Here is a 10,582-nt window from a genome sequence, read left to right as displayed (position 1 = left end):
AAGAAGCAAGTAAAGCAAAGACAGCAAGGACAGGAAAAGCAGGTAAAGCAAAAACAGAAAGTAAAGCACCAACAGTAGATACAGAAAAAGCAGCTGAAAAGTAAAAAAATGGAGATCAAAATGAAGAAAAAACTAAATGAAAGTTTAAGAGATTTTAGAAAGAAATCTATTTTTAAACATTTTCTTTCTGTATTTGCTTTCCTTGCTGTTTTCTCTTTCTGTGCTTTCCTTGCTTCTTCTGCTTTTTCTGCTGATTTCCGGGCTTTCAAGCGGGACTCAAAGCGGTCGGGGGCGGTTACTGAACAGGCCTATCCGGCTCTTACCTTGAAATGGTCTTACACAACACAGGGTGCAATAGTTTCTTCGCCTATAGTTTATCGCGGGGCGGTGTACTTCGCCAATGATGCCGGTGATGTGTATGCTATGACGGCTGATTCACTGACCGCCGAAGTAAAGTGGCAGTATTCAACAGATGGCAAAATAGTTTCTTCACCTCTGGCGGATGCAGGCAGGATATATGTCATTTCCCAGGACGGTAATCTTTATGCGTTTGATGCCGAAACCGGAGAAATTAAATGGACTTATAATATTGGCAGTACCGATTGTGCTTCTCCTGTTATTTATAACGGCAATATGTACGGCGCAACAGGTTATCCCAATAAATACATCTATTGTTTTAATCTTTCAACAAGGTCTATGGCTTGGACAAAACCCATCGGGCAGTACAGTTACTCTTCGCCGGCGGTATATAACGGTGTTGTTTACGTCGGGGCCAATGACGGGTGTTTGTACGCGCTTGATGCTTATTCAGGAGAGGTGAAATGGTTCTTTCCGACTGCGGGCGGGGTATTTCTTGCGACACCCTGTGTCTCAAATGACGGTAACGTCGTTTATTTTGCAGGAGGAAACGATGATAGAAAAGTTCATGCGCTCTTACTTAATAGCGACGGGACTCCAAAGCCGGGTTGGGTTTTAAACGATTTTGGTTCGGCGCCTGCTTTGCCTACGCTGGTATCTTCTATTACTGAGGCGGAAGGCTCAATATATTTTGTCAGCGGAATCACACCTGCAAAACTATATTCTTTGAATTCAAGCGGGGTTACAAATATGGCACCTGTTCCTCTCGGCAATGCCTCTACCACCGGTGTTGTTTCCACTCCTGTTGTGGCAAACGGAGTTATTTATGCCGGGTCTACTGAAGGTAAACTTTATGCAGTTGATATTAATGGTGATATTCTGGAAACTAAAACGGTTGAAGCTCCTATACTCTCTACCCCGGCGGTTGCAAACGGCTGGGTTTATGTGGGTTGCGGAGAAACCGGGGACGGGACACTATACGCTTTTAAAGCAGCAAAAGTTTCTGCAATTACTTATCCGGAAGACGGCGCGACCGTAAAAGGGCAGGTAATGCTAAAGGGTGTAATAGAAAATGCGCAGTTCAATAAATATACCGTAGAGTACAGCCTGGGCAATACCGCTGCCTGGGTAAAAGCAGGCGAGAGCACAACGCTGCCTGCGGTTAATAACCTCGTGAGTCTTGTAACGAGCGGCTTCCCTGAGGGGGAGTATAAACTGCGGCTTACCGTGGATGACGGCACTTCCTTAAATAGCAGGGCAATCATAGGGTTTTTCATTAACAACGTGATAACTGCCGGTACAATAAGTGCCGCAATCGGAGGTACTGTAACTTCTCCGGACGGTACGGAAGTTGTTTTCGACCCCGGAGCTTTGACAGAAGATGATACGGTGACTATTGATAAACCTGTGGTCTATGCAAATTCCGCTTACCCGTCTAATTTTACGCCGACGGAGGTTGCAAGATCCTTTACTCTTACGAAAGCTGCGAATGCTGTTTTTAAACAAAAAGTAACTATAAAAATCCCTTACGCGGATGTTGAAGTGGCGGGGAAATCAGAAACAAATCTAAGAATTGCGGTCTGGGATACGTCAAAATTGAAGTGGAGTGTGGTAAATACTTCCAAACCGAATACCGAGGAGAATTATGTGATTGCAACGGTCTCTCACTTTTCAGTTTATAGGATCTTCGAGTATAAACCTGGTGTTGCGGAACTTATAAATAAAGATACGGTATATGTTTACCCGAATCCTGCGCTCGGTGATATTACTTATTTTAAATGCTATCTCGGCGCGGATGCGGATATTACGGTGTCCGTATTTAATATCGCGGGCGAGATTGTAGCAGAATTAAAAGGAAACGGTTTCGGTGGGAATGGGGTTGACATCCCGTGGAACATTAAGGACTATGCCAGCGGAGTCTATATCTTCAAACTCCAAGCTATCTCAAAAGTTAATGGTGAAAGAAAATATGTCACGAAGAAGATGGCCGTGGTGCATTAAGCAAGTACAGCAAACAAAGCAAGAACAGTAAATACAGCAAGAAAAGGAAAAGATTAGGAACTTAGAAAAAAACAAGGGCGGGGTATATGGGAAATGCTAATGATTACAGAAAGTTGAAAGTATGGGTAAAAGCACATAGTCTGGCTTTAAAGGTTTACGATATTACAGATGAGTTTCCGAGGAAATATATGTTTGACCTTACTAGCCAGTTGCGTCGGGCGGCTTTGTCTGTTCCTACAAACATTGCTGAAGGCAATGCTGCTTTGCATCCGAAAGAATTTGTTCAGTTTTTGAATGTATCTATGAGATCGTCGGCAGAGGTAAGGTATTTACTTGACTTTGCTTTTGAGAAGAGTCTTGTTGAAGAAAATATCCATGATGAGCTTGTTAATCTTTGTGATGAGATTTGGAAGATGATTTGTTCCTTAATGGCTGCCGTCAAAGAACGACAGTATATTAAAAAAACAAATAATTCCTTTTTTATTCTGTTCTTAGCTGTTTCTGCTGTACTTGCTGTTTCTACTGTTTTTGCTGCCGAGATTCACCCCAATGCCGGCAAGACCTCAGCTTCTTTCCTTAAAATAGGCTTGGGTGCGCGTGCTATCGGAATGGGTGAATCCTATGCGGGTATTGCGGATGATGTCTATGCTGTTTATTGGAATCCGGCAGGATTGAATAATTTGACAAGTAATGAGTTTACAGCTATGCATACCGAATGGTTTCAGGATATCAGGTATGAATATGCTTCCGCCGCGCTTCGCCTTGATGCAAAGAGTGTTTGTGCTTTTTCCCTGGGAGGCTTGTATTTAGCAGGGATAGAAAGGCGTACGGTTATGGAAAATCCGGAGGACGGTCCTTCTTTGCCGGAAGGAACATTTGGGGCTTATGATATCCTGGCTGTTGCTTCATATTCGTCAAAGCTGGATGAATCCTGGACACTTGGTGCAAATATTAAAGGTGTCTATGAAAGCATTGATATATACGGCGGTTTTACAATTGCTTTAGATGTCGGCGCAATTTATAAGATTGTTCCAAATGTTAACATTGGAATGGTAATACAAAACTTTGGACCGCATCTTTCTATACGGGAAACCTCCTACTGGTTGCCGCTAAATATTAAAGTAGGGGTTGGATTTAAAATTCCCGAGGTTAATCTCACCGGAGATTTTGATATTAATCAGCCGATTGATAACTTTACAAAGTTCTCGGCAGGGTTGGAATATAATTATGATAATCTTCTTTTTCCAAGGATTGGATATCGTTATAGATTTAACGGTAATGAACTGGGGGAACTGTCCGGTCTGACGGCGGGGATTGGAATCCGGATTTCAGACTACCAGCTTGATTATGCTTTTGTTCCTTTCGGGGATCTCGGGGTTACGCACAGAATTTCCTTTACGGCGAGACTGGGAGGGGCAGCAAGTGAAGCAGGAAAAGCAGGTGCAGGAATTACAGAAAACGCAGAAAAAAAAGGAAATAAAAAAGGGAAAGTGCATAGCCTGTCCGCCGGTTCTTTGGCGGGCAGTCCGCCAATCTCTAAGGCGGAAAGGACAGCAAAAGAAGAAAATACGGTTGGAGTGGAAAAGGATATTGTGGACTTAGTGAAGGAACCCTTAAGATTTTCCGGTTTTCCGGATAATTCTATCATCAGGATATATTCTATTTCCGGAGATTTAGTCAAAGTCTTAAATAATGTTAAAGTGTGGGACGGAAAAGACAGCTCGGGGAATACGGTGTCTGCCGGCAGGTACATTTATGAGATCAACAGTAAACATTCCGGCAGATTTACTGTAAAATAAGTGCTTGGATTAAAGTTAACGGGGAAAACAATCTCTATCCGGAGAAACTCAAGAAAAAAGGGAAAGCCTGATTGATGGGAGTCAAATATTTTAAGTATACCGCAGTTTTTGTTTTTTTTATTACATTGACTGTATTTTTGCCCTTTGTCTGCCCTACGGTTTATGTGGGTGATTCAGGTGAGCTGATAACCGCCTGCTACGGACTCGGGATTGCGCATCCTCCGGGGTATCCGCTTTTTACGCTTCTTGGCAAACTGTTCACGTTTCTGCCTCTGGCAAGTATCGCTTTCCGGGTTAATATTATGGCGGTATTTTTTGGTTCCCTCGCCTGTACGGTATTATTTATTCTGCTTAATTCTCTTTTTAGCAGGCAATATGCGCTCCCTGCACTATTTTCCTCGGTCACGCTTGCTTTAGGAACCGTATATTTTTCGCAAGCCCTGCAGGCCAAGGGGGGGATCTACACGCTTAACGCTTTTCTTGCAGTTCTTTTATTAATTGCAGTCTTAAAATATTCCTATAAAAAAAATATCAGGTTTCTATATTTGGCGGGTCTTTTTATGGGACTGGCGCTTGCCAATCATCATACGTCACTTTTTCTGGTGCCGGTTGTGTTTTATTTGATCATAACGGACAGGAAAGACGGTTGGTTTATAAAAACTCTGGTTTTTTCCGTGATAACGGTTATGGTTGCGGGAGCTCTGTATTTGTATTTGCCTGTAAGGGCTTCTGCAAATCCACTGATTAACTGGGGTAATCCGCATAACATTGAAAGAACGGTATATCATATAGTCAGAGGACAGTACGGGGCGTTAACCGCAAATGCTTTTTCTTTTAACCGCGCGTTTGCAGAAATAGCGGTATTTTTTGAACTGGTGTTCAAAGAATATTATGCTTTCCTTCTGGCAGCTGTTCTAGGGGTTTATTGCCTGTATAAAAAGAAGAACATATTACTCTTACCCGTTATTTTTCTGGTTTTTTCAGGTCTAATTCTTCTGTTGGTACTTAACACGGATACGGATTACAAAAATATTGAAACATTTAAAGTTTTCTGCATGCTGTCCTTTCTGGGTATAGCCATCCTTGTGTTTGCCGGCTTTGTTTTTCTCTATGAGAAAAACAAATTACCGGCATTACTTATTTTTTCCGTATTCCTTCTTCCGGTTGCGGTCTCCGGCGTAAATACTGCGCGTTTAGATAAAACAGAACTTGCGTATAATTTTAATGTAAATGTACTTAAGACCCTGCCTGAAGGTTCCCTGCTCTTTTGCTACGGCGACAATATCATGTTTCCCCTGGTATATCTTAATAAAGTTGAAAAACTCAGAACTGATCTCTTTATCTATGATGACATCGGTTGTATTTTTAAGAATATTTATGGAGAGGACTTTGTACGGCTTTCTGACGTTGAAAAAAACAGCGTAAGAAGTACCGTGCAAATGGATCTTCTCCGGAATTTTCCGGGAAAAACATATTTTACGCTCGGAAGTTATCTCTCGAACTCAGGTATTGCTTCTGTACCCAAAGGTGTGCTGTATCTTGCGGAAGGACCGGCTTCCGGAAAAACGGAAATAGACCGGCTCTGGTCTTCATACGGGGATTTTGATAAAATAGAAAAATTTAGCGATTATCTTCTCCGGGATCTTTCCGCGCAATACTTCTATTTTCGGGCGGAGTATTATAATAACCTTAAAGATAAAGACCGGGCCGTCAAATACTTTCTCCTTTCTGCGGAAAGAGCGGGAGAACTGGATTATTTTACGGGGAATGTCTCAAGAAAGCTTACAGAAACAGGGCTTTACCGCGAAGCCTTGGATTTTGCGGGGAAATATAAAAATGCGTTTACGTTGTTAAGCGCGGGTATTGCTTCATATAAACAGAAGAACTTTGCAGCCTCTGAAAACTATTTTAAAGAAGCGGTCTCAATGCGGCCCGGTTTTGCCGAAGCTTATACTAATCTGGGTGTTGTACAGTCAGAAAAAGGCGATCTAGCAAAAGCGGAATATAATTTGTGCAGAGGTCTTGAACTGGAGCCGGGAAATATAAACGCGCTTATAGGGCTGGCTGTGCTTCATCTTAAACAGGGAAAGGCCAAATTGGCGGAGCTTGAACTTGAAAAAGCTCTTGGTCTGGACCCGTCGAACAAGATTGCTTTAAAATATCTGGAAAAACTAAAGAAGGGGAGCTGAAGATACTCAAAGAAGAGAAGTTTGCCATAGATACCTTTGTTCTGTCAAAACCGGAACTACCGGGCGGTTGTAAGCCGCACAAGCTTGCCTGGAAAAAAATAATTGCTCTGGCTGAAGCGCACTGGCTTGGTTTTTATATTTCAAAAGCGGTTAAAACTTTGAATCTACGTATCAGCAGAAAAAACCGCCTGGTTTTGGAGAAGTTAAAAAAGAGGGAGAAAAACCGGTTCCTGTATTTCCAAAGGAAGTTCCCGAAAATAGTAAAGGCTTTAAATAATAAAAAAATAAATTACGCGGTATTAAAGGGTGGTTACCTTGCTTTTGATATTTATCCCGCGGGTGCCAGATATTTGAGCGATATAGATATTATTGTGGCGGAAAAAGACAGTTTGGCAGCCGTCCGGTCCCTGTATGAAGAGGGTTTCAGGGAAGATAAGAAAAAATCTAACAAAACTGTGACCGTGATGACTGATGTAAACGGGCTTGAAGTGGAGCTGGCCGGCGAACTGGGAGTGCTGAAAAATATTTTGCCGGTCGAAGAGTTACTTTTACATACGGCAAAGGTGAAAATCGGAGGTCAAAAAGTTAGAGTTCTGAATTGCGAATATAATCTGCTCCATCTTTGTCTGCATGCTTCCATGACCCATTCTTTTTACGATATCTCAAAACTCGTTGATATTAATGAGTTTTTAAAGACCAAGAGAATTAACATGGAAAAAGTAGAAACCCTCGCAAAGAAAAAAGGGGTTTTCCGAGCTGTGTTTTTACCCGTAGAGCTCTGCGGTAAACTTTGGCAAAACAACATAGGATTAAAGTATAATATAAGTACAGGGCTTGCGGATAAACTGATCAAATATAATCTGGAGTCGGCTTTAAAAATAGAATACGATAAAAGGTCTGCTTTCTACGGCTACCTCATTCCTGTATTAATAGCCGATACCTGGAGTCTGAAGTTTAAGATGATTAAGGACTACTTAATCAAATGAAATTTACGATTGACGATTTACAATTGACAATTTTAGGAAGGCGAAATGAAACGATTCGCCGAATTGAATTTAATATCACGAACTTGTAAAGCTAATTTAACAAGTGCATTATAAATAATACTACATTAAATTGTCAATCGTAAATCGTCAATTGTCAATACTAAGGATGGCCTATGTCCGTTAAGGTAATCAAAATATCGAAAAGTTTCAAGAAGGGAAAGGAAAAGCTTTCTGTTTTCCGGTCTTTATCTTTTACCGTAAAGCCGGGCGAACTGCTTCTTCTTACCGGCAAAAACGGTTCGGGTAAAACCACTCTTCTGAAAATAATATCAGGTCTTCTTATCCCTGATAAAGGGGAAGTAGTGCTAAACGGCTTGTCTCCGGCGGCGGCAAGAAGAGAGATTGGCTATTTAGGTGCAGAGGAGCGAGCTTTATATTTTAAATTGACGGGCAGACAGAATCTGGAATTTTTTGCAGAACTTTACAATGTGGATGCTAAAACTATTTCAGATCGTATCGAAAAACTGAGTGAACGTCTGAAAATGGAGAGCTATATTGATTTTCCTGTCGAGAACTGTTCTCTTGGCATGAAGCAAAGAATTTCTATTGCTAAAACATTGATACATCATCCGGATATATGTCTTTTTGATGAGCCGCTAAAGGGTCTGGATAAAACGGCAAAAAAAATATTTATCGAGCTGCTCAAGCTTCTGCTTAAAAATAAAAATACCATCATAATTGCAACGCACAATGAAACAGATTTTAGAGGCATAAAATACAAGGTCAGGGAGCTGGGTCTGTGAGTGCGCGGGCATTTATTAAAAGGGATTTTCGGATAGAGAAAAATTATAAGCTGGCTTTTATTTTAAAGCTGGCCGGTATGTATCTGTATCTTTCCATATTTTACTTTATGGGCTTCTGGCTTGAAAAAAGCGGTGCCTTCTTTTTGTCGGTGTTCCTCGGGATTATTTTTGCAAATTTACTGCTTGTCCCGCTGAATGCATTTTCGGAGGGGCTAAGAAAAGAACAGCTCTATGGAACAATGGAAAGCTTGTTTCTTTCTTCAAAGAGTAATTTCAGCCTTCTTTCCGGAGTGGTTTCATACCCGTTGGTTTATGGGTTTCTGGAAACAGTTATCTATCTTGGGGCTTTGTTTTTTATTCCGCTACCGGGTGAAATAAATCTATTTCTGCTGCTTTCCGGTGTTGTTCTGGGGCTTTTTTCCCTGGCTGCACTGGGAATCATTTCAGCTTCATTTATAATGGCTTTTAAAAGAGGTGATCCCATAAATTTTCTTTTAAATGCAGCTCTTACTCTGCTGGGAGGTGTGTTTTTCCCGGTCAGCGTTCTCTCCGGCTGGCTTCTTAAACTCTCATTGCTAAATCCAATAACACATGCTCTTGAACTCATCCGTATCGGGTTTGGCTTTAAAAGTTCTCTTTCCTGGTCGCCGCAGTCAAGCATTATGTTCCTTTTAATATTTTCTATAGTTGTTTTGCCTGCTGCCTTTTATGCTTTTAAACTTGCAGTCAAACACGCCGGAAAAACCGGAAGCATCGGAAAGTATTAAATGAAACGGACATAAGTAAACCCTGAATATTGTAAAAATGCTGATATATATTGCATTTTTTGGAAAACTTTGTTAAAATCAATAAGAAGCAAGGAAAGCAGGGGAAGTAGAAGAAGTAAAAGAAGCAAGAACAGAAAAAAAAGGTCTATTTCTAACGTTTAGCTCCTTGTATTTTTATCGGTTTTGTTTCGAGTTTCGAGTTTTCCGCCTACGGCGAGATCTCGCTTTAAACGGACGAATTTAGTGCTTCTAATTTACGATTGTGAAGGAGCCTATTATGATACTAGTTGTTGATGACGAACAGGATATATGCGATGTTTTGACGATATTTCTCAAAAAAGAGGGATACGAGACGGATATAGCAAAACTCGGACGTGATGCGATAACGAAATTTAAAGAAATAAAGCCCACTCTCGTCTTTTTGGATATTAAACTTCCGGACATTGACGGTATAGAAGTACTTAAGAATATTAAAGAAATAAACCCGGGAATACCTGTGATAATGATTACTGCTTTCAGGGACGCGGAAAGAGTGGTTTCTGCTTTCAGGCTTGGGGCTTACGACTGCATCTTTAAGCCGTTTGATTTTAAATATATAAAGACTGCGATGATGACATCGATAGGAAATAAAAAATAATTACTAGTGACTAATGACTATTTAATGAAGGCGAAAAAGAGCTTTCGCCGCATCTATTTAAGAAAAAATTAAATATTGGAGGAGGCTGTTTTCCTCTTACCATAAATAGTCAATAGTCATTAGTACTTAGTCAATTTTCTTTTCAAAGGAAATCATGTATTTAGATTATTGGAAATTACAGAAAAAACCTTTTGAGAATACGCCGGATCCGGCATTTTTTTATCTTTCTCCTCAGCATGAAGAAGCGCTTTCCCGCTTACTTTATGTAGTTCGTGAAGAAAAAGGGCTGGGGCTCTTAACAGGAGTTTTTGGCTGCGGTAAGACGCTTCTTTCCCGTGCTCTTAATATGGAGCTGGAAAAAGATATTTATAGAGTGGCTTTCATTACCAATCCAAGAGTGGAAGATATTGATTTGCTTCGTTTGATAGCTCATAACCTGGGAGCGCCCGAACTTCCTGTCAGAAAATCAGATATCCTTATTACGCTTGAAAGGCTCATTGCAAATAACTGGAGAGACAAGAAGAAGACTGTAATTGTAATAGATGAGGCGCATACGATAGAAGATGTTAGGGTATTTGAAGAAATTCGACTGCTTCTTAATATCCAGCTCGAAGATAAATTTCTGGTAACGATACTTTTAATAGGTCAGCCGGAACTTCGGGAGAAACTTGAATCTAATAAACAATTGTCGCAAAGAATAGCGATGCGTTACCACCTCGATGCTTTAAGTTCAATAAACACGGCGGATTATATAAAATATAGGATGAAAGTAGCAGGTGCGACAAAGGAAATATTTACTGCGGATGCCATTAATCTCTTGTATCTTCGTTCAGGTGGAATCCCGAGAAGAATTAATCAGATTTGCGATATGGCTCTTATGGTAGCGTACGGTAAAACACTCCCGCAGATAGATATGTTTGTAGTGCAGGAAGCGATAGATTCATTAGGCGGAGCGGATTAAACTGAAAGTTTATAAGGTTTGTAAGGTTTTTAAAGTTTGTAAAGTGAAAAGATCTTGCGAATTGAAGATTGAAAATAGGATT

At 40.7% G+C, this 10,582-nt stretch carries 8 protein-coding genes; all 8 read left to right on the top strand.

The window, feature by feature from the left end; genetic code table 11:
• Positions 1-120: 120 nt before the first annotated feature.
• The 8 genes from A2536_02845 (at position 121) to A2536_02810 (ending at position 10,500) form a co-directional block, all read left to right on the top strand.
• Entirely contained in the window at positions 121-2,358 is a 2,238-nt protein-coding gene (locus A2536_02845; protein ID OGF47694.1) for a hypothetical protein, read from the top strand.
• Positions 2,359-2,444: 86 nt separating this feature from the next.
• Positions 2,445-4,157 carry a hypothetical protein gene (locus tag A2536_02840; GenBank protein OGF47693.1) on the top strand — a complete coding sequence of 571 codons (1,713 nt, stop codon included), beginning with the start codon at positions 2,445-2,447 and terminating at the stop codon, positions 4,155-4,157.
• Positions 4,158-4,231: 74 nt separating this feature from the next.
• The gene (locus A2536_02835; protein OGF47692.1) at positions 4,232-6,346 is read left to right on the top strand and encodes a hypothetical protein; all 2,115 of its coding nucleotides are present in this window, start codon (positions 4,232-4,234) and stop codon (positions 6,344-6,346) included.
• Between the two features lie 158 nt (positions 6,347-6,504).
• Complete coding sequence (locus A2536_02830; GenBank protein OGF47691.1) at positions 6,505-7,332, top strand: hypothetical protein; 828 nt, start codon at positions 6,505-6,507, stop codon at positions 7,330-7,332.
• Between the two features lie 173 nt (positions 7,333-7,505).
• Positions 7,506-8,135, top strand: a complete 630-nt coding sequence (locus tag A2536_02825) for a hypothetical protein (protein OGF47690.1) — start codon at positions 7,506-7,508, stop codon at positions 8,133-8,135.
• Positions 8,132-8,902 (top strand): hypothetical protein, encoded by a 771-nt coding sequence (locus A2536_02820; GenBank protein ID OGF47689.1) that lies wholly within the window; start codon positions 8,132-8,134, stop codon positions 8,900-8,902. The genes A2536_02825 and A2536_02820 overlap by 4 nt, the downstream gene beginning before the upstream one ends.
• A gap of 277 nt (positions 8,903-9,179) precedes the next feature.
• A complete protein-coding gene (locus A2536_02815; protein OGF47688.1) occupies positions 9,180-9,539 on the top strand; it encodes a hypothetical protein in 360 nt (119 codons plus the stop codon).
• Between the two features lie 154 nt (positions 9,540-9,693).
• Positions 9,694-10,500 (top strand): hypothetical protein, encoded by an 807-nt coding sequence (locus tag A2536_02810; GenBank protein ID OGF47687.1) that lies wholly within the window; start codon positions 9,694-9,696, stop codon positions 10,498-10,500.
• Positions 10,501-10,582 lie beyond the last annotated feature (82 nt).

Source organism: Candidatus Firestonebacteria bacterium RIFOXYD2_FULL_39_29, assembly GCA_001778375.1.
Lineage (GTDB): Bacteria > Oederibacteriota > D2-FULL-39-29 > D2-FULL-39-29 > D2-FULL-39-29 > D2-FULL-39-29.
The sequence above is the reverse complement of the archived record's forward strand: the minus strand, read 5'-3'. Positions and strand labels throughout refer to the sequence as shown.

Coding starts and splice junctions, on each gene's coding strand:
- A2536_02810 (OGF47687.1), top strand. CDS start 9,694: ATGTATTTAGATTATTGGAAATTACAGAAAAAACCTTTTGAGAATACG.
- A2536_02835 (OGF47692.1), top strand. CDS start 4,232: ATGGGAGTCAAATATTTTAAGTATACCGCAGTTTTTGTTTTTTTTATT.
- A2536_02825 (OGF47690.1), top strand. CDS start 7,506: ATGTCCGTTAAGGTAATCAAAATATCGAAAAGTTTCAAGAAGGGAAAG.
- A2536_02840 (OGF47693.1), top strand. CDS start 2,445: ATGGGAAATGCTAATGATTACAGAAAGTTGAAAGTATGGGTAAAAGCA.
- A2536_02845 (OGF47694.1), top strand. CDS start 121: ATGAAGAAAAAACTAAATGAAAGTTTAAGAGATTTTAGAAAGAAATCT.
- A2536_02815 (OGF47688.1), top strand. CDS start 9,180: ATGATACTAGTTGTTGATGACGAACAGGATATATGCGATGTTTTGACG.